The organism is Arcobacter acticola, assembly GCF_013177675.1.
Taxonomy (GTDB): domain Bacteria; phylum Campylobacterota; class Campylobacteria; order Campylobacterales; family Arcobacteraceae; genus Aliarcobacter; species Aliarcobacter acticola.
On the sequence record NZ_CP042652.1, the window covers coordinates 455,489 to 477,835 of the forward strand.

General features: G+C 28.3%; 21 protein-coding genes. 9 read left to right on the forward strand and 12 right to left on the reverse strand.

The features are described 5' to 3' along the window. Positions 1–9 precede the first annotated feature (9 nt). The 4 genes from prpF to prpB all read right to left on the reverse strand — a co-directional run bounded on the left by prpF (position 10) and on the right by prpB (position 6,094). On the reverse strand, positions 10–1,188 hold the full coding sequence (gene prpF, locus AACT_RS02390; protein ID WP_172124636.1) for a 2-methylaconitate cis-trans isomerase PrpF: 1,179 nt from the start codon (positions 1,186–1,188) through the stop codon (positions 10–12). Between the two features lie 93 nt (positions 1,189–1,281). Further along, a complete protein-coding gene (gene acnD / locus AACT_RS02395; RefSeq protein ID WP_172124638.1) occupies positions 1,282–3,879 on the reverse strand; it encodes a Fe/S-dependent 2-methylisocitrate dehydratase AcnD in 2,598 nt (865 codons plus the stop codon). A 121-nt stretch (positions 3,880–4,000) separates the two neighbouring features. Continuing rightward, positions 4,001–5,155, reverse strand: a complete 1,155-nt coding sequence (gene prpC / locus AACT_RS02400) for a bifunctional 2-methylcitrate synthase/citrate synthase (RefSeq protein ID WP_172124640.1) — start codon at positions 5,153–5,155, stop codon at positions 4,001–4,003. 54 nt (positions 5,156–5,209) lie between these two features. After that, on the reverse strand, positions 5,210–6,094 hold the full coding sequence (prpB, locus tag AACT_RS02405; protein ID WP_172124642.1) for a methylisocitrate lyase: 885 nt from the start codon (positions 6,092–6,094) through the stop codon (positions 5,210–5,212). A gap of 174 nt (positions 6,095–6,268) precedes the next feature. Between prpB and AACT_RS02410 the strand changes: the two genes are divergently transcribed. From AACT_RS02410 to AACT_RS02425, 4 genes are read left to right on the forward strand one after another with little or no spacing between them, the layout of a single operon-like run. Beyond that, positions 6,269–7,246 (forward strand): hypothetical protein, encoded by a 978-nt coding sequence (locus tag AACT_RS02410; RefSeq protein WP_172124644.1) that lies wholly within the window; start codon positions 6,269–6,271, stop codon positions 7,244–7,246. A gap of 51 nt (positions 7,247–7,297) precedes the next feature. Further along, complete coding sequence (locus AACT_RS02415; RefSeq protein ID WP_172124646.1) at positions 7,298–8,161, forward strand: thymidylate synthase; 864 nt, start codon at positions 7,298–7,300, stop codon at positions 8,159–8,161. A 19-nt stretch (positions 8,162–8,180) separates the two neighbouring features. Continuing rightward, on the forward strand, positions 8,181–8,684 hold the full coding sequence (locus AACT_RS02420) for a dihydrofolate reductase (protein ID WP_172124648.1): 504 nt from the start codon (positions 8,181–8,183) through the stop codon (positions 8,682–8,684). Between the two features lie 4 nt (positions 8,685–8,688). Beyond that, on the forward strand, positions 8,689–9,615 hold the full coding sequence (locus AACT_RS02425) for a D-2-hydroxyacid dehydrogenase (RefSeq protein WP_172124650.1): 927 nt from the start codon (positions 8,689–8,691) through the stop codon (positions 9,613–9,615). 108 nt (positions 9,616–9,723) lie between these two features. Here the strand turns inward: AACT_RS02425 and AACT_RS02430 are convergent, their stop codons facing one another. Then, positions 9,724–10,797 carry an OmpA family protein gene (locus tag AACT_RS02430; RefSeq protein ID WP_172124652.1) on the reverse strand — a complete coding sequence of 358 codons (1,074 nt, stop codon included), beginning with the start codon at positions 10,795–10,797 and terminating at the stop codon, positions 9,724–9,726. 6 nt (positions 10,798–10,803) lie between these two features. Next, positions 10,804–12,024, reverse strand: coding sequence for a MotA/TolQ/ExbB proton channel family protein (locus AACT_RS02435; protein ID WP_172124654.1), 1,221 nt, complete (start codon positions 12,022–12,024; stop codon positions 10,804–10,806). A 165-nt stretch (positions 12,025–12,189) separates the two neighbouring features. Between AACT_RS02435 and AACT_RS02440 the strand changes: the two genes are divergently transcribed. Together AACT_RS02440 and AACT_RS02445 are read left to right on the forward strand one after the other, a co-directional pair. Beyond that, positions 12,190–13,512, forward strand: coding sequence for a L,D-transpeptidase (locus tag AACT_RS02440; protein ID WP_172124656.1), 1,323 nt, complete (start codon positions 12,190–12,192; stop codon positions 13,510–13,512). Positions 13,513–13,579: 67 nt separating this feature from the next. Next, positions 13,580–14,170 (forward strand): EF-hand domain-containing protein, encoded by a 591-nt coding sequence (locus AACT_RS02445; RefSeq protein WP_172124658.1) that lies wholly within the window; start codon positions 13,580–13,582, stop codon positions 14,168–14,170. Between the two features lie 400 nt (positions 14,171–14,570). Here AACT_RS02445 and AACT_RS02450 read toward each other — a convergent pair whose 3' ends face one another. Continuing rightward, positions 14,571–15,554 carry an HTH domain-containing protein gene (locus tag AACT_RS02450; RefSeq protein ID WP_172124660.1) on the reverse strand — a complete coding sequence of 328 codons (984 nt, stop codon included), beginning with the start codon at positions 15,552–15,554 and terminating at the stop codon, positions 14,571–14,573. 136 nt (positions 15,555–15,690) lie between these two features. On the opposite strand from AACT_RS02450, the gene recQ reads away from it, so the two are divergent. Next, entirely contained in the window at positions 15,691–17,796 is a 2,106-nt protein-coding gene (recQ, locus tag AACT_RS02455) for a DNA helicase RecQ (RefSeq protein WP_172124662.1), read from the forward strand. A gap of 50 nt (positions 17,797–17,846) precedes the next feature. Here recQ and AACT_RS02460 read toward each other — a convergent pair whose 3' ends face one another. Beyond that, on the reverse strand, positions 17,847–18,074 hold the full coding sequence (locus AACT_RS02460; protein WP_172124664.1) for a hypothetical protein: 228 nt from the start codon (positions 18,072–18,074) through the stop codon (positions 17,847–17,849). A 214-nt stretch (positions 18,075–18,288) separates the two neighbouring features. Here AACT_RS02460 and AACT_RS15445 point away from each other — a divergent pair, with 214 nt between their 5' ends. Beyond that, positions 18,289–18,495, forward strand: coding sequence for a hypothetical protein (locus AACT_RS15445; RefSeq protein WP_216658214.1), 207 nt, complete (start codon positions 18,289–18,291; stop codon positions 18,493–18,495). A gap of 37 nt (positions 18,496–18,532) precedes the next feature. Here the strand turns inward: AACT_RS15445 and AACT_RS02465 are convergent, their stop codons facing one another. The 3 genes from AACT_RS02465 to AACT_RS02475 form a co-directional block, all read right to left on the reverse strand. Continuing rightward, complete coding sequence (locus AACT_RS02465) at positions 18,533–19,096, reverse strand: HPP family protein (RefSeq protein WP_172124666.1); 564 nt, start codon at positions 19,094–19,096, stop codon at positions 18,533–18,535. A gap of 98 nt (positions 19,097–19,194) precedes the next feature. Further along, complete coding sequence (locus AACT_RS02470; protein ID WP_172124668.1) at positions 19,195–20,307, reverse strand: glycosyltransferase; 1,113 nt, start codon at positions 20,305–20,307, stop codon at positions 19,195–19,197. A 78-nt stretch (positions 20,308–20,385) separates the two neighbouring features. Then, complete coding sequence (locus AACT_RS02475; protein ID WP_172124670.1) at positions 20,386–20,877, reverse strand: YgjP-like metallopeptidase domain-containing protein; 492 nt, start codon at positions 20,875–20,877, stop codon at positions 20,386–20,388. Positions 20,878–20,936: 59 nt separating this feature from the next. Here AACT_RS02475 and AACT_RS02480 point away from each other — a divergent pair, with 59 nt between their 5' ends. Then, positions 20,937–21,491 (forward strand): PhnA domain-containing protein, encoded by a 555-nt coding sequence (locus tag AACT_RS02480; protein WP_172124672.1) that lies wholly within the window; start codon positions 20,937–20,939, stop codon positions 21,489–21,491. 21 nt (positions 21,492–21,512) lie between these two features. Here the strand turns inward: AACT_RS02480 and AACT_RS02485 are convergent, their stop codons facing one another. After that, on the reverse strand, positions 21,513–22,301 hold the full coding sequence (locus AACT_RS02485; protein ID WP_228720518.1) for a hypothetical protein: 789 nt from the start codon (positions 22,299–22,301) through the stop codon (positions 21,513–21,515). Positions 22,302–22,347 lie beyond the last annotated feature (46 nt).

Sequence of the window (22,347 nt, forward strand, 5' to 3'; positions counted from 1 at the left end):
TTATATTTATTATAAATCCATAGTTCCTTCAGGAACATGAACATAACCTTCCATTATAATTCTAGCACTTCTACTCATAGTTGCTTTATCAACTACAAATTTACCATCATTATTTTGAATAACTGCACCAACTTTTAAAGTTCCTGATGGGTGTCCAAATTCAACAGCAGATTTTTGTCCACCACCGCTAGCAATATTTACTAAAGTTCCTTCAATACAAGCAGCAACACCAATAGCAACTGAAGCTGTTCCCATCATTGCGTGATGTAATTTTTGCATAGATAAAGCACGTACATGTAAATCAATTTCGTTTGCTTTAATCTCTTTTCCACTTGAAGTAGTAAAATCAGAAGCAGGTGCAACAAAGGCAATTTTTGGAGTATGTTGTCTAGTTTCTGCCTCTTTTAAATCAGAAATTAAACCCATTTTTAATGCAGCATAAGATCTAATTGTTTCAAATCTAGTAAGTGCCGCTGCATCACTATTAATATCAGCTTGAAGTTCAGTTCCTTTGTATCCAATATCTGCAGCATTAACAAAACAAGTTGGAATTCCAGCTGTTATCATAGTTGCTTTAAATGTACCAATTCCTGGAACTTCTAAATCATCTACTAAATTTCCAGTTGGAAATAATTCTTCACTTGGATCTACAGGTTCAGCAAATTCTAAAACGATTTCTTCAGCAGGGAAAGCAACACCATCAATATAGTAATCACCCATTTCTTTAACTATTCCATTTTCCATTGTTACATAACAAAGAATAGTTTTTTTGATATTTGCTTGCCAAATTCTTACACAACAAACACCATTTTGTGGTACATTATCAACTAAACCTTCTTTAATTGCAAAAGGTCCAACGGCGCTAGATAGGTTTCCACAATTTCCACTCATATCAACAAAATCTGCATCAATTGCAACTTGACAAAAATAGTAATCTACATCGTGATTTGGCACAGTTGATTTACCAACTAAAATAGCTTTAGAAGTAGATGAAGTTGCTCCTCCCATACCATCCATTTGTTGTTTATAAACGTCTGGAGAACCTACGATTCTTTGTAATAATTTATCTCTTTTTCTAGAATCTTCTTGCGCTTCTTTTGGTAAATCAGCTATATTAAAAAATGTTCCTTTAGAAGTTCCACCTCTCATATATGTAGCTTTAACTTTAAATTGTGGTTGATAAGACATTTTTTCTCCTGTTTAGTATAAAATTATTTACAAAAATATTTTATTAATAGTTTTGTAAATAATTTTAGGGCAAAGCCCTAAAATTATGATGTTTTACTTACCTGAAGCAATAACATCTTTAGCGAATTTTTGTAAGATTCCACCATTTTTGTAAACATCAACTTCAGCTGAAGTATCTAATCTACATAAAACGTCAAATTTAACAACTTCACCATTTGCTCTAGTCATAACAACTGTTACGTCACATCTTGGAGTGATTTCACCTTCGATGTCAAATACTTCTGAACCATCGATTGCATAAGTATGTCTTGTTTCACCATCTTTGAATTGTAATGGTAATACACCCATTCCAACTAAGTTAGTTCTGTGAATTCTTTCAATTGATTCAGCAATTAAAACTTCAACCCCTGCAAGTCTAACACCTTTTGCAGCCCAGTCTCTTGAAGACCCTTGACCATAGTTAGTTCCAGCAATAATAATTAAAGGTTGTTTTCTAGTTGTGTAAGTTTCAATTGCTTCCCACATTCTAGACTCAACACCTTCTGGCATAATCATAGTTAAAGAACCTTGTTTAACGCTTCCATCTTCTTTTTTAACCATTTCGTTAAATAGTTTTGGATTTGCTAAAGTAGCTCTTGAAGCTGTATGATGATCCCCTCTATGTGTTGCATAAGAGTTTAAATCTTCAACAGGTAATCCCATTTTTAAACAATATTCACCAGAAGCAGAGCTTGGTAAAATTGCATTTGATGGAGATAAGTGGTCTGTTGTAATATTATCAGGGAATACACCTAATGGTCTCATACCTTTAAGTGCTGGCATTTGCATATATTCATCTTCCCAATAAGGAGGTTTATTAATATATGTAGATTGAGTATTCCATTTATAGAATGGATTTACTTTAACATTATCTAATAATTCCCTTTTGAACATTGGCTCATAAATGTTGTTATACATTTCAGGTCTAACGCAAGATTTTTCAACAGCATTAATTTCAGCATCAGTTGGCCATAAATCTTTTAATTTAATATCATTACCATCTTTGTCTTTACCTAAAACATCATTTTCAATATCAAATCTAATAGTACCAGCTAATGCATAAGCAATAACAAGTGCAGGAGATGCTAAAAACGCTTCTTTTACGTATGGGTGGATTCTTCCATCAAAGTTTCTGTTTCCAGATAATACAGCAGTTGTATAAATATCTCTATCTACAACTTCTTGTTGAATTTTTGGATCTAAAGCACCTGACATACCATTACAAGTAGTACAAGCAAATCCAACAACACCAAATCCTAATTTTTCCATTTCGCTTAATAATCCAGCTTCTCTTAAATAAACTTCGATTACTTTTGAACCTGGTGCTAAAGAAGATTTAACCCATGGTTTTCTAGTTAATCCAAGCTCATTTGCTTTTTTAGCTAAAAGTCCTGCAGCAATAACATTTCTTGGGTTTGAAGTATTTGTACATGAAGTAATTGCAGCAATTAAGATACCACCATCAGGGATGAAATCACCCTCTTGAGTCCACTCTTTTACAATTCCTTCAGCTTTTAAAGTTGAAGTAGGAACTAGTTTATGAGGTTTAGAAGGACCTGCTAATGATCTAGTTACTTTTGATAAATCAAATTCAATAGTTCTTGCATATGTAGCATCTGCAAATTGATCAGCCCATAATCCATTAGCTTTTGCATAAGCTTCAACTAATTTAACTTGAGCAGCATCTCTACCTGTTACTGTTAAATAATCAATAGTTTGCTCATCAATAGCGAACATACCAGCACTTGCACCATATTCAGGAGTCATATTAGCAATTGTAGCTCTATCACCTAAGTTAAGGTATTTAATACCAGAACCATAGAATTCTAAGTATGCAGAAATAACATTGTTTTCTCTTAAGAAAGAAGTCATTGCTAATGCAATATCAGTAGCTGTAATACCTTCTGATCTAACACCTGTGATTTCAACACCAATGATTTCTGGAACTCTCATATAAGAAGGATTTCCTAACATTACGTTTTCAGCTTCTAATCCACCAACACCAACGGCGATAACACCAAGTGCATCAACGTGAGGAGTATGTGAGTCAGTTCCTACTAATGTATCAGGAGATGCAATACCATTATCTAAATGAACTACTGGAGACATTTTTTCTAAGTTGATTTGGTGCATAATACCATTTCCTGGAGGAATAACATCAACATTGTTAAATGCTTCTTTAGTCCAGTTAATAAAGTGGAATCTATCTGCATTTCTTCTATCTTCAATATCTCTATTTTTTTGGAAAGCATCTGGATCAAATCCACCACACTCAACAGCTAGTGAGTGGTCAACGATTAATTGAGTAGGAACTACTGGATTTACTTTATCAGGATTTCCACCTTTAGAAGCAACAGCTTCTCTTAAACCTGCAAGGTCAACGAATGCAGTTAATCCTAAGATATCGTGACAGATAACTCTTGAAGGAAACCAAGGGAAATCTTTGTCTGTTCTTTTTTCAATTAATTGAACTAGTGAATCTTTTAAATCCTCACTAGGACATTTTCTAATTAAATTTTCTGCTAATACTCTTGAAGTATAGTTAAGTTTTGCGAAAGAACCAGGAGTGATATCTTCTACTGCTGATTTTACATCATAATACTTAACACCATCAATACCTGCAAGATCTTTTAGATATTTGTCATTTGTCATTTTTTATATCCATATATTTTAATTTTAAAAAAGGATGGAATTTCTCCCATCCTTTTATTTTGCTAAGATTAGCACTGTATATTTTGTAAGTTCTTCCCTAAATATTGAGAGAAAAAAAGAGTTATTTTCTTTCTTCTATAGGAATGAATTTTAAACCTTCAGGACCTGTATAAGTAGCAGATGGTCTAATAATTTTTCCATCTTCTCTTTGCTCAATTGCATGTGCTCCCCATCCAGTAACTCTAGCGATAATGAAAATTGGAGTAAACATATCTGTTGGAATTCCCATTTGGTTATAAGAAACAGCAGAGAACCAATCTAAGTTAGGGAACATTTTTTTGTTATCCCACATGATTGTTTCAATTCTTTCTGCAACATCATACATTAATGTATTGTTGTTCTCTTTTGATAAAGATTCAGCAACTTTTTTAATTACTACGTTTCTTGGATCACATGAAGTATAAACTGGGTGTCCAAATCCGATAATAATCTCTTTTTTAGCCATTCTTTCTAAGATATCTTTTTCTGCTTCATCAGCTGAAGAGTATCTTTCTTGAATATAAAATGCAACTTCATTTGCTCCACCATGTTTAGGACCTCTTAAAGCTCCAATTGCACCAGTGATACAAGAGAACATATCTGAATTAGTTCCAGCAATTACTCTTGAAGTAAATGTAGATGCATTAAACTCATGCTCTGCATATAAAATTAAAGATGTATGCATAGCTTTAACCCAAGATTCTCTTGGTTTTTCACCATGTAATAAATGTAAGAAGTGACCACCAACTGAATCATCATCAGTTACAACATCAATTCTTTTTCCATTGTATGCAAAGTGGTACCAGTAACATAACATAGAACCAAATGATGCCATTAATTTATCAATGATAGCTTGAGCTCCTTCTTTTGGATGAGACTCATCTTCAGACATAATAGCTCCAAGAACTGAACAACCTGTTCTCATAACGTCCATTGGGTGAGCAGTTTTTGGTAATTGCTCTAATGCAATTTTAACACCTGCTGGAATGTCTCTTAAACCTTGTAATTTAGTTTTATAAGCAGCTAATTCAGCTTTTGTAGGTAGTTTTTCGTGAACAATTAAATATGCAATCTCTTCAAATTCTGCAGTGCTAGCGAATTCTAAAATGTCGTAACCTCTATAGTGTAAGTCATTTCCACTTTTACCAACTGTACAAATAGCAGTATTTCCTGCTGATTGTCCTGATAGTGCAACAGATTTTTTTGGTTTAAATGCCGTAGTTGTTTCAGTACTCATATTTTCCCCTTAGTTTAAGTTTAATTTTGTTTTATATTTGTGAGATAAAGCTAATTATTTAGCTTTACCTTTTGAAAATAATTCATCCATTTTTTGCTCATAAGCATGGTAATTTAACATATCGTATAATTCCATTCTTGTTTGCATAGTATCAAGAACACCTTCTTGAGTACCTTTATCTTTTAACTCTTGGTAAACTGCAAGTGCAGCTTTATTCATTGCTCTAAATGCTGATAATGGGTAAAGAACCATATCAATTCCAACAGAAGCTAATTCTTCAGTTGTGAACATTGGAGTTGCTCCAAATTCAGTAATATTAGCAAGAACTGGTACAGACATTTGATCTGTGAACTCTTTATACTCTTTTAAAGTATGAACAGCTTCAGCGAAAATTGCATCAGCTCCTGCTTCAACATAAGCTTTTGCTCTATCAATTGCAGCTTGTTGACCTTCAGATGCATGTGCATCAGTTCTAGCAATAATGTAGAATTCTGGGTCTAATTCCATTTTAGCATCAACAGCAGCTCTAATTCTGTCACACATTTCTTCTGTAGATACTAACTCTTTGTTAGGTCTGTGTCCACATCTTTTTGCAGCTACTTGGTCTTCAATATGCATACCAGCTGCACCTGATCTGATAAATTCTTTAACAGTTCTAGCAACATTAAATGCATGTCCCCAACCTGTATCAGCATCAACGATTAATGGAGTATTACAAATAGAAGTAATTCTTCTAACATCAATACATACGTCCTCGATCATAGTCATACCTAAATCTGGTAAACCATAAGAAGCATTTGCAATCCCTCCACCTGATAGGTAAATTGCTTTATGTCCTACTTTTGTTGCTTGTAATGCTTGGTAAGCATTAATAGTTCCTACGATTTGTAAAGGAGACTCTTCTTTCAAGGCTTCTCTAAATTTTTTTCCTGCGCTCATACACATCCTTTAAATTTAAGTTGTAAGTTATTATACATAATTTTGACATAGTAGTAGTGTATGATATTTGTAAGATAAAATACAATTTTTTTATATTTATTGATAAAATGTACAATATTTGATTATTTCGTAAAAAATGGTACAATATTAAAAAAGTTATAATAAGGTGTTATTATGAATTATAAAAATTCTATAGAAAAATTTATAGAGATATTTAAAAGATCAAATTTGAGCATATCAAAATTTGCATCTCTTATAAATAAAGACAGACGTACGGTTACATCGTGGATTGATAAGATAACTGACATAGAACCAAATAAGGATATCAAAGATAAAATTTGTCAAACATTTAGATATCCTGATTATATTTGGGAAGAGGGTTGCAACGGCGAAGAGTTTTTAAAATCTATTACGCAAATACCTCAAAAAGAAGTAAGAATCATAGATGAAGATTATTATGGAAGACTAAAATATATAATGGAACAGGAACAAAATAGAAGATTTGTAATACAAGCACAGTTCCCAGGACCTATGTATAGGGATTCTGCTGTACAAAAAGTGTACAAGACTACTACTAGTAATGATATAGAAGAATTAAAACAAAGTAGAATAAGTCAGATGCTAAGATATGATTATGATACTACTGAATGGTATTCAATCAAATCAATTTTAACTTTTTGTTTTGCAAGTATTGGAAATTTTTATACAAAAGATGAAAAATTAAAAATCTTAGAATTGATTTATGAACTATTTAACAATAACTATAATAAAAAGCTTTTTTTATTTGATTCTTTTTCAAGAAAAATATATGGAATGGAAACAACATATATATCAATAAATGTTAAGCAAAAAGTTCTTTTCTTTAAATCACCAATTGAATCTGTATTTATAGAAATAAGAAATAAATCTTTAGTTGAAAGAATGCATAAATATTATTCTTCACCAATTGAAGCTCCTTCTCATGTTAACTTTTTAGAGTCTGTAAAAATCATAAAAATATTACAAGAAGCTTTAAAATATGGAAATGACATAAGACAAGCATATGAAACAATAAATAGACAGACTGATTATGGTGAACTTTTTTATAACAACCTAAGTATTGATTTGCAAAAAGAAGTTAGTAATCCAAAATCTGGGCAAAGAAGAAATTAAAAGATATAAGATGTTAGAATAAAAAAATAAAAAATATGTGAAGGAAAACCGTTGAAACAATATTTAGATTTATTACAACACATACTAGATAATGGAATAGTAAAAGAAGATAGAACAGGAACAGGAACTAAATCCGTGTTTGGATATCAAATGAGATTTGATTTAAGTAATGGTTTTCCATTGGTTACTACTAAGAAAACTTTTTTAAAAGGTATTATCTCTGAGCTTTTATGGTTTATTGAAGGAAGTACAGATGAAAGAAGACTTGCAGAAATTCATTATGGTGATAAGCGTGAAAATATTATAGGTAAAAATACAGTTTGGACTGCAAATGCAGACGCACAAGGTAATGCTCTAGGTTACACAAATACTGAAACTATAAAAGAACTTGGACCTGTTTATGGAGCTCAATGGAGATCTTGGATGGGTGCAAGTGGAAAAGCCTATGATCAATTAGCAGATGTTATAAATCAAATAAAAACAAATCCAGATAGCAGAAGAATTATCTTAAATGCTTGGAATGTGGCAGAAATTGATAATATGGCGCTTCCTCCATGTCATACTTTTTTCCAATTTTATGTAGCAAATGGCAAACTATCTTGTCAACTATATCAAAGAAGTGCAGATGTGTTTTTAGGAGTTCCTTTTAATATTGCTTCTTATGCACTTTTAACTATGATGATTGCTCAAGTTTGTGATTTAGAAGTTGGAGATTTTGTGCATACTTTTGGTGATGCACATATTTACTCAAATCATATGGACCAAGTAAACTTACAATTAAGTAGAACTCCTCACAACTTACCAAGTATGAAAATCAATTCAGAAGTTAAAGATATAAATGATTTTAAAATGAGCGATTTTGAACTTCTTGGATATGAGTGTGATGAATCAATTAAAGCTGTGATGGCTGTATAAAAAAAAGGAAAAATTTATTATGAAAATCTCAATGATAGTTGCCTATGGTAAAAACTGGGAAATTGGTTTAAATAATGAAATGTTATGGCATATAAGTGAAGATTTTAAAAACTTTAAAACTATAACTTCAGGGCATCATATTTTAATGGGTAGAAAAACTTTTGAAAGCATAGGAAAACCTCTTCCAAATAGAACTTCAATTGTTCTTTCAAATACTGGATTTAAACATGAAGGTGTTCATACTTTTAATGATATTCAAGAGGCATTTAATTTTGCAAGAGAATCAGCAGAAGAGGAACTATTTATAATAGGTGGAGCAAATATCTATGAAACACTTTTCCCTTATGTTGATAAAATGTATTTAAGTGAAGTTGATTTTGAAGGTGTTGCTGACGCTTTTTTAAAACCTATTGATTTCTCAATTTGGGATTTAGCAGAAGAAAAATCTTATGATGCGATAATTGAACATGGAAAAACTAAATCTCCAGCTTGGAAATTTAAAGTTTGGGTAAAGAAAGATTAATAATATGAAACTAGTAATTTTAGATAGAAAAACATTAGGTAATGATGTTGATATAAGTATTTTTGAGAAGTTTGGTGAAGTAGTTTCTTATGATATTACAAAAGAAAATGAAACACTTGATAGAATAAAAGATGCTGATATTGTTATTACAAATAAAGTTTTTATAAACTCAAATCATATGGATAATTCAGAAATGAAACTTATTTGTATCACTGCAACTGGTACTAATAATGTAGATTTGGTTTATGCAAAAGAAAAAAATATAGAAGTAAAAAACGTAGCTGGATATTCAAGTTCATCAGTTGCTCAAGTTGCTTTTTCTATGATTTTTCATTTTGTAACGAAGCTAAATTATTATAAAAAATATGTAGATGAGGGGAATTGGCAAAAATCACCAATATTTACCCATATAGACAATCCTTTTTTTGAACTAGACGGTAAAAGAGTTGGAATCATTGGTCTTGGAGATATTGGAAGAAATTTTGCTTTTAAAGCTAATGCTTTCGGATGTGAAGTTGTTTATTATTCAACATCGGGTAAAAATTCAAATAGTGAATATAAAAGAGTAGAACTAGATGAATTACTAAAAACAAGTGATATTATTTCAATTCATTGTCCATTAAATGAAAATACAAAAGATTTGTTAAATTATGAAAATATGAAAAATATAAAAGATGGTGCAATTTTACTAAACCTAGGTCGTGGTGGAATTATAAATGAATCTGATTTAGCAAAAATAATAGATGAAAAAGAGATTTACTGTGGTATTGATGTGGTTTCAGTTGAGCCAATCTTAGAATCTAATCCACTTTTAAAAGTAAAAAATAAAGAACAACTTCTATTAACTCCACATATAGGTTGGGCTTCAATAGAAGCCAGAAGGAAACTTATTTCACTTGTGGCTAAAAATATAGAAAGTTTTATTTTCTAAGAAAAAAGTTTATAAGTTTTCGAAAAAAAGAGAGTTTCTTTTTTTCGACTTTAGTTTTTATTTCATTACTTAATGCTTCTAGTTTTTTAGGTTCATAAAATGATTTACTCATTTTTTATCACCTAAAAAGTTTTGAAGTTCTTTTACTGCTTCTTCATTTTTTATTGCAAATTTAATCTCAATTCTTCTTGAAGCATCTTTATCTTCAGCTCCAGTTTTATCTAAAATTAAATCAGATGATGATCTTCCACTTGAGTTAACATAAGTACTTAAAAGATCTTTATCAATGATATTTGAATCATATAAAAACTGCATAACGGCAAGTGCTCTTTGTTGCGATAAAGCTAAGTTACTTAAATACGTACCATCACTATTTGTATGACCTTCAATAGTGATACTTTCAATGAATTTTCTCATCTCTTTATCACCAACCAATGTGTTTAAATATTTTTTTAGAACTATGCTTAACTCTTTTTTTGATTCCTCTTTTAATTTATACTCATTTTGGTCAAATAAAATATTTGAAGAGAATTTTATAGCTCCACTTTTTTCATCTATATTTATAGACTTCCCTAGTTTTTCCCTAAGTTTTGCAATAACATTTAATTTAATACCTGTTAAATTTTTGATTTTAACTTTTGTGATATCAAACTCTTCAACCATTTTTTGATGAATCTGTGTTTGAACTAAAAGCTTATCAGCTAATAAGGCTAACTCTTCATCTTTTAAACTTATGATATTTTGTCTATTTAAAAGCTCAGCAGATAGCTTTTCATTAGTATCCTTTTGCTCTTTTGTTTTTAAATCAAATTCTAATAATAAAGCTTTTAATTTTTCAATTTCAGCTAAATTAAGAGAGATACTTTTTGCTTTTTCATCAAGTGAAACATTTGCAGAATCAAGTTTTGTTTTTGTTTCTTCATAAATATTTCTAGCTTGTGCTAATTCATAAAATAGCTGAGCTTTTTCATCTTGGATTTTTTTTAGAGCACTATTTTTATTTAGTATCTCTTCTTGACTTAAATTTAATGCTTGTTTTTCTCTTTCTAAATTATTTTGAGTATAAAGATATTTTATTACAATAGCTCCAATTACTAAAATAAATACAAAAAGAAGTCCTGCCATTAAGTCAGCGTATGAAATCCAAAAATTCTCTTCATTTTTTTGTTCGTTGTTATACATTATTTACTACTTTGATAAATTTTTGAATTCAGTTAAATCTTCTATAATTTTTGTAGTTTGATTGTCAATTGATTCTAAAGAGTGATTTAATTTATCTGTAATTTTAACATCATAATCATCAAGCTCTTTTTTGAATTTCCACTCAATTTTTTCCATATCTGATTTCATAGTTTCTATACTTTTTACAATATTTGTGTAAATAGCTTTTAGATTATCAGAACTTAGATTATGTAAATGTGAATTTAATATTGAAACATTATTATTTAAAAGTTCAGTATTTAAAGCATATAAATCTTTTTGTTTTTCAAAACTTTTAATTGTTGTATTCATATTTAAAGTAACATCTCTTAACATAATGGATAAACTTTCATTATTATCAATATTTTCACTGATTTTAGTAGAAAGTAATAACTCTTTTTTCAAGATATCTTCAAGTAACTCAACTCTTTTTTCTATTAAAGTATTTATGTTATCCATCATATTGCTAGATGTTAGTTTTTCGAATACATCAGACATTTTTGCATAGTTATCTAAGTTACTTTTTATATGAATTGATTCAATATCAACTTTTGTCCAGAAAAATGATTTTGTATTTTCTTTGATGATATAAGTATCGTGTTCAAATCTACTCATTCCAATTTTTTCAAAGAAAGTCCACCAAATTGATAAAAAGATACCAAAAATTGAAACATAAAAGGCAGTTCCAACTCCACCTAAAAGTACAGTAATCTCTTTTTCTAAAGCATTTGAAGTTCCAGAAGAAAAATCAGGCATAGAAAATGCAATAGATATAAAAGTACCTAAAATACCAAGTGTTGGGAAAATACCAGATGCAATTGAAGAAAAGTTTGTATTTCTAATATTACTTGTATAGTCTTCTAAGAAATCATTAGCACTTCCATTTGCTTTTGTAATATCTCCAATAGTTAATAAATTATTATTAATATAATTTTTTAAATAAAAAAACAATTCTTCATATTGCGTTTTAAACTTGCAAGAAACATAATAAGCATTATGTCTTATAAAAAATAGGTAAATTAAATAAATAAATCCAATTAGAACAACACTATGAATTTCAACTTTTAAAGGGAAAAACCCAAAATAACACAATACAATTATTGCAAAAAGAGCAGTAGGTACTGTTAATAAAGTAAATATTCTCGACATGGGTTTACAAGTGGTATAAAATCTTGAATTTAAATCAATAAAATCGTCATCAGTCAACATAAACATTCCTTATGATGTTAAGTAATTTTAACTGGAAGTTTAGCATATTTATCGTTTTTACACATAAAATTTTGGATATTATTTAGAATATTACAAAAGATTTTAGCAGCTTAAAGAATTAAAAGATAAAATATGGATATATTTTGGAAGAGAATGAATTAAATTATGATAAAAATGTTTTTAACTCTGTTTGTAGTATTAGGTAGTTTGGTTTCTGTAGTTGCTGCAGAAAAATATACAATTTCTGTTTGTATGACTTTGAGTTTAGATAATGCGCTTGTTTGCAAAAAGAGAATTTTTGATAATATGGATGGAAAAGTCTTTATTGTAAAAGATAAAGATGAAAGATATTATACATATTTAGATATTTTTGATAATAAAAATGATGCATTACTTGTAATAAACAAAGCATCGCCTTATGTTAAACAACAAAAACCTTATATAAAAGAAATTTCTGAGGAAATAACAGCTCTTTACTCAAAAAAGAAAACCCTTATTGATTTAACTCAAACTGTAAAAAAAGATAGGATTCAAGAAGTATTCATAATTGACAATAATGAAAAGAAAATTGAAGAAAAAGTTAAACAAAAAAAAGCAGAAAATAATCAAGAGATAGTACTTGTATCAAGTAATCCTGAATTTGAAGAATTAAAATTAGTATCATCTTATCCTTTTTATGAGGGTCAAAAATTATCAGATGATGATTATTTAAAAGAACAAGCTCAAGAAGAAGCAAAAAAGATTGAAGAAATAAAATTAATAAGTATGGATGAATTTGATAAAGCAGATGATGAAAAAAGAGCAGTAGAAGAACAAGAAAGACAATTAGAAAAACCAATAGAAGAACCAAAGAAAAAAGTTTTACTAACAAATCAAATAATTGAAAAAACTCCAAATACTCAAATCTTAGATAAAGTAGAAAACAAAGTAGAAAATAAGATTGAAAATAAAAAAGAACAAAAAGAAATAGTTGAAGTTGTAATGAATAACCCAGAAGATGAGCCTACTATTTTAAATTATGAAGAGTTAATAATAGAAGTTAATGCAAATACAAATTTGATGACTGTTAATGCAAAAATTAATAATGAATTAAAAGAAATAAAAGAGTATGTTGTTTCAACTGCAAAAAAAGATGTGAAAAGGCCTTTTGGAGAAGGAAAAATCTCTAAAATATCATTAAATCCTATTTGGTATCCAACCCAAGATACTTTGAAAACTTTTAGAAAAAGAGGAATAAATCTTCCATCAGTTGTTCCTCCTGGGCACAAATACAACTATATGGGAGCAGCAAAAATAAACTTAACTCATATAGTTGATGGTAAAAACACATATAGAATACATGGAACTCTAAGTGAAAAAACAATAGGAACAAATGAATCAGCAGGTTGTATTAGAATGAAAAATAGTGATGTTCTTCAACTTGCAGCTTTGATAAATGATTTTTCACAGATAAAAAGTTTGAATGAGGTAAAAGTTATATTGAAATAACAAATAAAATTATAAAATTAAACAAATAAAGAGTATACTAAAGTACAAAAAAAGAGAGGACGAGATTATGAAAAATATAGTAAAAGCAATTAAGTTAAGTTTTGTTGTAGCTGGTTCTTTATCAATTCTAGGAAGTGCACTTATTGCAAAAGATTTACCAAATAGAGGTCCAATTGAATTTTCATCATATGATACAAATAAAGATGGATTTGTAAGTGAACAAGAGTTTAATGATTTAAGAGCAAAAAGAATGGAGCAAAAAGCAGAAGCAGCAATGCCTATGAAAAATGCAGGAAATGCTCCATCATTTGCCATGTTTGATACAAATAAAGATGGTAAATTAACAGAAGTTGAGTTACTAAAAGGTCAAAATAAACAAATGCAAAATAACCAAAAGAATATGGGAATGAGTCCAAATGGTATGAAACCTAAAGGAAAAATGCCTGCATTTGAAGATTTCGATTTAAATAAAGATGGAATGATTAGTCTAAAAGAAATGGAAGAATCAAGAGAAAAAAGAATGGAACAAAATGCATTAGATGGGAAAATGATGAAAAATATTGCTAATCAACCAGCCTTTTCAGATATAGATTTAAATAATGATGGAAATATTAGTAAAGAAGAGTTTTTAGCTCATAAACCTAAGCCAAGACAATAATTTTATTTGAGGGTGTTTTTTACCCTCGATATTTATAATGTTATTAAAACTAAGATTTTAAGAAATAGAAGCTCTCTTGAAAACTTTGAAGTTTCCGCTTTCTCTTACTTTTTGATCTCAAAAAAGTAAGCAAAAAAGACTGCCGAATTGATGAAGGTGGAGTTTCCTAATATTTTAATCTTTTTTTTCTGCGTTGCGGAACTCGTCGAAAAAGTGCATTTAGCACTTTTCTCTCCTCAAACAGTCCTCACTTTTCTCCGAAATAAAAGCCTAAAATCTTAGCTTCATCAAAGGCAGAAATCTCTAGTGTTCAAACTATCTTTTTTAAATTGAGTTTAGAAGAGGCAAGGAACTTTAAGTATTTATGAGAGAATAAATAGTTAAAATAACTTATTTTAGATTATTCAATTTTTTCATCTTCTTCAAATATTATATTATGTTTTTGACAATATTCTTTAATTTCTGAATCATTTTCAAAGTATTCATCACAAAAACTATTTAACTCATATTCTACAGACTGATAGTTTCTTTCATCTATAGTTAGCATTCTTTCAATTAACTCTATAAAATTTTCATATTTTTCATTTACCTTACATAGTTTATCAATAGTCTTAAAATCTAATTCTTTAAATTTTGATTGAAATAGTATTTCACTTTCATAAGGGTTTGATTTAAGTTCAATGATACCTATTCCAAAAGATTCATTAAGTCTTTGCATTTCATCTTTTAAATTATCATTTATTTCAAATGCAACTAAGTATCCATAATTTGCCCAACTTGAATTTGATACAGCTTGAAAATAATACTTCTTAAGTTCGTAATCTGTATTAATTTCTTTTTTTATTTCATAAGAAGTAAGTTTGAAAGTATCTGATTTATTAAGTATTTTCATAAATGCTTTATTGATTTTTGAACTTAAACTTAAAAATTCTATACCAATCATATCAGGATGAATCCATTTTTGATGGTCATCTTTAGAATTTTTTGATTCTTCATGTAAAATAGTTTTAGTATAAATATTTTTATTCTTTAGATAACTGCAAAGTAATTTATGTAAATCACGCTCTAGGTAAGTTTCATTTTTTTTAAGTTTTTTTGGCTCAATTTTTTCATTAATAATAGAAGCAACTTCATTAATATCTAAATCTTGTTCAAATTTTGCTAAGTAATATAAATATGTAGCTTTATCTCCTTTTATCCTTTTAACTCTTTGGTCATTTTTTCTAATAAAATCACCTAACAATGCAGAAATTGTTGCTGCAGGTGTTTTTGCATCTCCAAAATTATAGTAATTTTGGTTAATAATATGTTCATGTATTTCATTATGAGTTAAAAGTCTTTGTAAATCTTCAAGACTTTTTAGGATAGCTTCTTTTATTGTCATAGCATCTCTTTTATTTTTAACAAATTATATCAAGTTTAGTTTCAGTAATTACTTTAATAAAAAATTTGAATAATTATTTATATAAAACATCTTATCATTCATACACCCCTTACCCAAACTATGTTACCATCACATCATGAATAAAAAATACCAAATACTAAAAGATACTTTCGGACACGATAAATTTAGAAGCTTCCAAGAAGAGGTTGTTGATAATATTATCAATAAACAAGATGTATTGACTATATTGCCAACGGGTGGTGGAAAATCACTTTGTTACCAACTTCCTACACTTTTAATGGATGGAGTTACTGTTGTAATTTCTCCTTTGATTGCTTTAATGCAAGATCAGATAAAAGCTTTAAATGACTTAGATATAAAAGCAAAAATGATAAGTTCATCTCAATCAAATGATGAGAATAACTTTACTATGCAAAAGCTTTTAAATGGTGATTTAAAGTTTATTTATGTAGCTCCTGAGAGATTTACTTCAAATGAATTTGTTGGTGTATTACAACGAATAAATATAAATTATTTTGTAATAGATGAAGCTCACTGTGTATCTGCTTGGGGTCATGAGTTTAGGGCTGAATATAGAAATCTTGATAAATTAAAAAGATTTTTTCCTAATACTGCTATTTGCGCTTTTACTGCAACTGCTACAAAAAAAGTTGAAGCTGATATTGCTTCAAATTTAAATTTACAAAATGCAAAACATTTTAGAGCAAAAACGATAAGAGATAATATCGATATAAAAGTTGAACCACGAATTGCAAATGGTAAAACTCAAATTTTAAACTTTTTAAAAACTCACAAAGGTTTATGTGGAATTATTTATACTTTTACAAGAAAAGAGGCTGAAAGTACAGCTCAATTTTTAAGTGAAAATGGTTATAGCTCAAAAGCATATCATGCGGGACTTAGTCCTAAAGTAAAAGATGAAGTTTATGATGCTTTTGTATATGAAAAAATTGATATAGTAGTTGCAACCATTGCTTTTGGTATGGGAATTGATAAATCAAATATTAGATTTGTAATACATACCTCATTACCAAAAACACTTGAAAATTATTATCAAGAAATAGGGCGAGCTGGACGTGATGGTGAGATGTCTTATGTATATTTACTTTATTCAAAAAGCGATGAGGTAAAAAGAAAAATACAAATAGAGGAAGCAATAGATAACTCATATAAACAAACTGGCTTGGATAAACTTGAAGCTATGTATAGATATTGCGTTTCAAATAATTGCCGACATAAAATAATTGCTAACTATTTTGAAGATGAGATTGATGATTGTAAAACCTTGTGTGATAATTGCACTAAAGGTGAAATAGAGCAAGTAGATGTAAGCGTAGATGCTCAGAAGTTTTTATCTGCTGTTTATAGAAGTGAACAAAGATTTGGAACAAATCATATTATAGATATTTTAAGAGCTTCAAAAAATCAGAAAATTTTAGAGTTTGAACATGACAAATTAAAAGTATATGGTTTAGGTGTAGACAAAAGTAAAAACGAATGGATGGCAATAGCTGATAAACTAATAGATATTCAAGCTGTATTTTTAGGTGAATTTAGAGTTTTAAAACTAAATACTTTAGGAATGGAAATACTAAAAGGAAATGAAAAACTTTTCCTTGATAGTGATAAACTAGGAATTGCCCAAAAAATTCAAGAAGAAGAAACTGAACTTAGTTTTGATGAGCAGTTATATGAAAGATTTAGAGTTTTAAGAAGAGAAATAGCATTAGAACATGAAGTTCCAGCTTATGTAATATTTGGAGATAAAAGCTTAAAAGAGTTTGCATCAAAACTTCCTACAACAAAAGATGAAATGTTAGATATAAATGGAGTGGGTCTTGTAAAATATGAAAAATATGGAGAAGTATTTTTAAATCTAGCAAAAGAGATAAAATCAGAATTTAGTGAAAAACTAGAAACAAGAGCACCTCTAAAAAAACTAACAAAAACATATTTAGAAACTTTTGATTTAATTGAAGAAGGAAAAACACTAGAGCAAATTGCACAAATAAGAGATTTGGGATTAACTTCGGTTTTATCTCACCTTACTGTTTTAAATGAGCATGAAAAAGTTTCAAAAGAAAAAAAAGAAGATTTGTTAAAACCTCTTGAAATATCTAGTGAGATTAAATCTTGGATAGAGCAGGGATTAAAACTTGATTCTTTAAAAGAGTTAAGACAAAAACTATATTTATATGAGTACTTATCAAAAGAAAATTAATACAATAGAAAAAATTCTATTGTATTTTTATTTTGATAAATTGTATTAGATTATTTTAAATTATTCTTTGCATATTCTCTTACAATATCATTACTATCATTAGATAAAATTTTTAAAACATTCGCAGCAGTTTGCGGATCTTTTGCTAGAGTTGTTCTTACATTTAATGAAGCCTTTGTTGTTAAGTAATCTTCTGTAAGATTAGAGAATTTATTATCTGCATTTGCTACACTAAATAATGCCATTGTTAATAGGCTTATTGTTAAAATTTTTTTCATATTTTGTCCTTTTGGTTAAATTATAAATGGAGTATAATTAAATAGGATAAAAATTATCTTGATTTGAATCAATAAAATAGGATAAATTCTATCCTATTTAAAAAAATACTATAAATTAGGCTTATTTATTATTGAAAAGTATTAATTAATGTTAATAATTGATAAATGAGATAAGATTAATTATACTTCCAATATAATTTATAAAAGAGGTAATATGAAAAAATTCTATGGATCTTTAATTTTCTTTTTCTATTTTATTAAGTATCCAGTAGTTATATATATACTTGTGAATTACTATTATTTAGATGGAGAAAGTAGTTTGACACTAAATGTACTTGGAGTTATTTCACTAATACTTATTTTAAAAGATTTATTTTTCCCACATAAAAAATCTAAAAATTGCGCAGGAGTTAAGAAATAATATATAAGAGTAGGCTCTTTTTATTTGATATTATTTTCTAATCATCGGTAAACCATTTTTTATTATAGTCTTTTAATGATTCAGGATAATGTCTGTGTTTTGGAATATTATTTACTATCACTGCAATCACAAGTAATATAAATGCTCCTGATGTAACAGGAACAAAAACATATAAAAAACCTAAGTCATGGATTTGAGGACTTCCAATTACAGCAATAAGTGCAGTTGCACCTCCAGGAGGATGTAAGGTTAGTGTTAATTGCATTACTAAAATTGAAGTTGCAACAGAAAATGCAGAAGCTAATAATATATGCGAATGAAATAATTTAAATGAAATAACACCAATGATAGCTGATAAGATATGTCCACCTATTAGATTTCTAGGTTGGGCAAGTGGAGAGTTAACTGCTCCATAAACTAAAACAGCACTTGCACCAAAGGAACCTATTACTAGAGTTAAATCTCTATCATCTAAAAAATCACTATGGAAATAAGAGATTACTAATATTCCTAAAAAAGAACCTATCCATGACCAAATAATATTTGATTTTTCCATAGGTTCAGAGTTTACTTTTTTGAATTGTTTAAAAAATGTTTTCATGATTTAACTTTAATTTTAAATAAGCCTTATCTTAACAAAAAGATTAAAGTTAGTTCATGATTTGAGTCAAAGATTTTACTATAAGAAAAAAATTCTTCTTATAATATATTTAGTTGATGAGCTAAATCAGCTGCTATTCTTTCGTAGTTTCTTACATCAAGAAGTCTTTTTTGTCCATTAACTCCAACTTGTGCTATATCATCTTTTGAAAGAGAGATAATATATTCTAGTTTTTCTTTTATAGCATCTTTTGAAAAATCACTAAACCAAGCACTACTATTATCTTCAAAAATAGAAGTATTATTTTCATTTTTACTCATAATACATGGAACTGCACTTGAATAGTAATCTAATACTTTAATAGGTGTTGAGCTATTAAATAATGCAATATCAGGAAGAATTGATAATCCAACATCACAAAGAGCTATTAGTTTTAATAAATCCTCTCTATTTTTAGCATCACAAATCTCTATATTAGTTCTTAAGTTTGGATATAAAGATAACATATCATCTAAATATTCAGGATCTTTTGTTGAAATCATAAGTTTGTATTTGTCATTATCAATTGTACTAAAAGCTTCTAAAACAGTTTCAAATTCTCTTAATTTATCTAAAGTTCCTGCATAAAAGAATCTTTTTTCTTTTCCTTCATGTTGTATATTATCATGTAAAATATCAGGATCAATTGCAGATGGAATTACAAAAGTTCGTACTTTTACATCTTTGAAATAATCATTTTTCATTTGAAATGAAGTTGGAAGAAAAATATCACATTCATTAATCAAAGATACTTCACTATATGTTTGTATTTTATTGTTTATAACATCAAAAAGAGTTTTTTTGTGATTTGCTTCATCAGTTTGCAGTTTGGCAATTCTTTTTGGGAAAGATAGTCTAAATCCAACTTTATAATTGTATTTATTTTTCTTCTTAAGAATATCTTTTAATAGTGTTGTATTATTCCTTACAACAACAAAAGCATAATCACTAACATTTATGCCTTTATTTGTAAGTTCTTCTAAAAGGTTTGCACTTGATCTTTCAGGAATTATGATTCTTCCATCATCTTTTAATTCAATTTCATTTTTGAATTTAGAGAAAAATATAGTATTGATTTCAAAATGTCTATTTAAATATTTTTGGAATAAAGGGCCTATAAAACTATGATCTGTATATTCATCTTGGTCTGTTACATATAAAAACTTGCTCATTGTATGCTCCTAATATTTGTTAAAATATTTTAGCAATGAAAAGTCGCAATAAAAAAGCATTGTGGTTATTTTTTATACTTAATAAAGTTTTCCCTTTAAATCAATATGCATCATATAAACTCTTAAATCAAATTCTATTTGATGATAAGTAGGCATAATAAAAGTACATAGGTTATAAAAAGCCTTATCATGTTCTTTTTCTTTAAAGTGTGCTAGTTCATGAACTACTATCATTTGTAAAAACTCTTCAGGCATATTTTTAAATACAGAGGCAACTCTTATTTCATTTTTTGATTTTAATTTCCCACCTTGAACTCTTGAGACAATTGAGTGCATACCTAATGCGTTATTTATTACATTTATTTTTCCATCATACATAACTTTTGAAACTTGATGTTTTTTAAAATATTCATTTTTATAATCCATTACATAAGAGTATAAAGCCTTATCATTTGTGTATGAATGAGCATTTGGATATTTATTTTTTATATATGAGGATAATTTATCATTGTTAATTAAAACTTGAATTTTATCTTGTAAATCTTTTGGGTAATGGCTTAAATATTTCATAAAGAATTATAACCTATTGTGATATAATGCGCCCTTATTTTAACAAAAGAGGTTATATTATGAGTATTGAGCAAGAATTAATGCAAAGAAGTGAATCTTCATGTGAGCTTTGTAAATCAACAAACGATTTAAGTGTATATGAAGTTTCACCAAGCGATGGAAGTGCTGAACAATCAATATTATTATGTTCAACTTGTAAAGAACAATTTGAAGACGAATCAAAAATAGATGCAAATCACTGGTTTTGTCTAAATGATTCTATGTGGAGTACAGTTCCTGCTGTTCAAGTAGCTTCATATAGAATGCTTAAAAAAATTGGAAATCAAGATGCTCTTGATATGATGTATATGGAAGATGATGTAAAAGCATGGGCTGATGCTGGAATCTCTACAATTGATAGTTCAATTATTCACAAAGATTCAAATGGCGTTACTTTAAATGCAGGTGACACAGTAACTATTATCAAAGACTTAGAAGTAAAAGGTGCTGGATTTACTGCAAAAAGAGGAACAGCTGTAAGAAATATTTCACTTACAGAAAACCCTGAGCAAATCGAAGGAAGAGTAAATGGAGTTAAAATCGTTCTTTTAACTTGTTTTCTTAAAAAATCTTAATATTCTAATAAAAGAAGAGATTTAAATCTCTTCTTTTATTTTCTCTAAATCTTTAATTTTTTCTAAATATTGTTCTTTTTTAGATTTTACGAAACTTATTCTATCTTCATTTATTTCTAAATATTGCTCTTTTGAATATTTTACAATTTTAAATAGATAATTTCTTTTTGATGTTAAGAAATCTTCGATTTTTTCAAATCCAAAATTTGCCTTTAATTTTGCAACGATTTCATCTTCTCTTGGATGAGAAACAGAAAATTTAGAAGGCTCTTTTTTATATAACTCTTCTGATTCAAAAATTTGTTGTTCAAAATGTGCAATAGTAGCTTGTGTAGTTTGAATATAAGAGTATGATAATGCTCCATTAAAATAAGCAAACTTTTTTCTAAGAGCTGAGATATTTTCTAAAATAGCCTCTTGGTAAGTGTTTAAAACATTTTCATAAACTTTTGCTGCAAAGTGTCTTGTATTTGAAAATTCTAAGTCTGATGCTATTTCTCTATGTTTTCTAACTAGTTCATAAGGTTCTTGCCATTTATTAATTTCATTTTTAATAAGTTTAAATACATCTCTAAATGATTCATCTGTATCAAGCTCAATATTTTTTAGAAGTTTAATAGATCTTTTAAACATTTTATCTACAGTTTGATCATCATAAAAAAGACTTTTATAAATAGAATCAGAATCAATCCAGAAAGTTTCGTATTCAAACTTTTCTATTTTACCACCTAAAAAGCTTTTAGATTCTTCAAATCTATTAGATGTTTTTTTCTTGATATTTTTATATGTTTCATGGGCAATTTTTTCCATAATTGTTTCAAGTGAATTATAGATATTAAATAGCTCTTTTGAGTAT

What these genes read in the sequence shown, in the direction of transcription:
- AACT_RS02425 (WP_172124650.1), top strand. Translation starts at nt 8,689, where the DNA reads ATGAAACTAGTAATTTTAGATAGAAAAACATTAGGTAATGATGTTGAT.
- acnD (WP_172124638.1), bottom strand. Translation starts at nt 3,879, where the DNA reads ATGACAAATGACAAATATCTAAAAGATCTTGCAGGTATTGATGGTGTT.
- AACT_RS02445 (WP_172124658.1), top strand. Translation starts at nt 13,580, where the DNA reads ATGAAAAATATAGTAAAAGCAATTAAGTTAAGTTTTGTTGTAGCTGGT.
- AACT_RS02435 (WP_172124654.1), bottom strand. Translation starts at nt 12,024, where the DNA reads ATGTTGACTGATGACGATTTTATTGATTTAAATTCAAGATTTTATACC.
- AACT_RS02440 (WP_172124656.1), top strand. Translation starts at nt 12,190, where the DNA reads ATGATAAAAATGTTTTTAACTCTGTTTGTAGTATTAGGTAGTTTGGTT.
- AACT_RS15445 (WP_216658214.1), top strand. Translation starts at nt 18,289, where the DNA reads ATGAAAAAATTCTATGGATCTTTAATTTTCTTTTTCTATTTTATTAAG.
- AACT_RS02460 (WP_172124664.1), bottom strand. Translation starts at nt 18,074, where the DNA reads ATGAAAAAAATTTTAACAATAAGCCTATTAACAATGGCATTATTTAGT.
- AACT_RS02475 (WP_172124670.1), bottom strand. Translation starts at nt 20,877, where the DNA reads ATGAAATATTTAAGCCATTACCCAAAAGATTTACAAGATAAAATTCAA.
- AACT_RS02450 (WP_172124660.1), bottom strand. Translation starts at nt 15,554, where the DNA reads ATGACAATAAAAGAAGCTATCCTAAAAAGTCTTGAAGATTTACAAAGA.
- AACT_RS02485 (WP_228720518.1), bottom strand. Translation starts at nt 22,301, where the DNA reads ATGGAAAAAATTGCCCATGAAACATATAAAAATATCAAGAAAAAAACA.
- prpC (WP_172124640.1), bottom strand. Translation starts at nt 5,155, where the DNA reads ATGAGTACTGAAACAACTACGGCATTTAAACCAAAAAAATCTGTTGCA.
- AACT_RS02430 (WP_172124652.1), bottom strand. Translation starts at nt 10,797, where the DNA reads ATGTATAACAACGAACAAAAAAATGAAGAGAATTTTTGGATTTCATAC.
- recQ (WP_172124662.1), top strand. Translation starts at nt 15,691, where the DNA reads ATGAATAAAAAATACCAAATACTAAAAGATACTTTCGGACACGATAAA.
- prpB (WP_172124642.1), bottom strand. Translation starts at nt 6,094, where the DNA reads ATGAGCGCAGGAAAAAAATTTAGAGAAGCCTTGAAAGAAGAGTCTCCT.
- prpF (WP_172124636.1), bottom strand. Translation starts at nt 1,188, where the DNA reads ATGTCTTATCAACCACAATTTAAAGTTAAAGCTACATATATGAGAGGT.
- AACT_RS02465 (WP_172124666.1), bottom strand. Translation starts at nt 19,096, where the DNA reads ATGAAAACATTTTTTAAACAATTCAAAAAAGTAAACTCTGAACCTATG.
- AACT_RS02410 (WP_172124644.1), top strand. Translation starts at nt 6,269, where the DNA reads ATGAATTATAAAAATTCTATAGAAAAATTTATAGAGATATTTAAAAGA.
- AACT_RS02420 (WP_172124648.1), top strand. Translation starts at nt 8,181, where the DNA reads ATGAAAATCTCAATGATAGTTGCCTATGGTAAAAACTGGGAAATTGGT.
- AACT_RS02480 (WP_172124672.1), top strand. Translation starts at nt 20,937, where the DNA reads ATGAGTATTGAGCAAGAATTAATGCAAAGAAGTGAATCTTCATGTGAG.
- AACT_RS02470 (WP_172124668.1), bottom strand. Translation starts at nt 20,307, where the DNA reads ATGAGCAAGTTTTTATATGTAACAGACCAAGATGAATATACAGATCAT.